Consider the following 1,266-nt stretch of genomic DNA (forward strand, 5'->3'; position numbering starts at 1 on the left):
GTTGCGGGATGGGGCGTTGGTGGTGGCGTTGCGGAGTTTGGCGATTGCGGAGGTGTTGGCGGGTCGGGGTGCGATGGCCTCCATCGGCCTGCCCGAACGGGCGGCGGCCGAACGACTGACCGGCTACGCCGGCCGCATCTCGATCGCCACCGTCAACGGCACCTCCTCCGTCGTCGTCTCCGGTGACCCGGACGCCGTCGACGACCTGGTCGCCACGCTGACCGCCGAGGGGCTGCGGGCCAAGCGGGTGAACGTGGACTACGCGTCGCACTCGGCGCAGGTGGAGCTGATCGAGCAGCGGCTGCGCGACGACCTCGCCGAGGTCAGCCCGCGTGCCGCCACTGTCCCGTTCTACTCGACCGTCACCGGCCGGGTGTTCGACACCACCGGCCTGGACGCCGGCTACTGGTACACCAACCTGCGGCAGACCGTCCGCTTCGAGGAGACCACCCGCGCCCTGCTCGACGCCGGGATGCGGGTGTTCCTGGAGTGCAGCGCGCACCCGGTGCTGACCATGGGCGTCGAGGAGACCGCCGCCGACGCGGGGGTCGAGGTGGCCGCCGTCGGGTCGCTGCGCCGGGGCGAGGGCGGGCTGCACCGCTGGCTCACCTCGCTCGGTGAGGCGTTCGCCCGGGGCGTCACCGTCGACTGGTCGCCGGTGCTGCCGGCGCGTCCGCGTGGTGAGGTGCTGCTGCCGACGTACCCGTTCCAGCGTCGCCGCTACTGGCTGAACGCCACCGGGGGCCGCGCCGACCTCACCTCCGCCGGTCTCGGCTCCGCCGGGCACCCGCTGTGGGGGGCGTCGGTGTCGATGGCCGAGTCGGGTGAGGTGCTGTTCACCGGCCGGATCTCGCTGGACACCCACCCCTGGCTGGCCGACCACGCCGTCAACGGCACCGTCCTGCTGCCCGGCACCGGCTTCGTCGAACTCGTCCTGCACGCCGGGGACGACGTCGGCCTCGGTCACCTCGACGAGTTGACGCTGCACGCCCCGCTGATCCTGCCCGAGCAGGGTGCCGTACAGGTGCAGTTGCTGCTCGCCGCCGCCGACGACACCGGCCGCCGGGCGGTCACCGTGCACTCCCGTCCGGAACACACCGGCAGTTGGGTCCGGCACGCCACCGGCGTGCTCTCCGCCGACGTCACCGACCCCGGCTTCGACCTGCGGGTCTGGCCGCCGTCGGGTGCGGTGCCGGTGCCGACGGCGGGGTTGTATGACGAGTTGGTGGTGCAGGGGTACGAGTATGGTCCGGTGTTCCAGGGGGT

At 72.7% G+C, this 1,266-nt stretch carries 1 protein-coding gene; it reads left to right on the plus strand.

What is annotated here, in order from left to right:
- Positions 1-52 precede the first annotated feature (52 nt).
- A partial coding sequence (locus tag AB0B63_RS32490) for an acyltransferase domain-containing protein (protein WP_357025891.1) occupies positions 53-1,266 on the plus strand: 1,214 nt, incomplete at its 3' end.

Source organism: Micromonospora sp. NPDC049081, from assembly GCF_040648835.1.
GTDB classification, from domain to species: Bacteria; Actinomycetota; Actinomycetes; order Mycobacteriales; family Micromonosporaceae; genus Micromonospora; species Micromonospora antibiotica.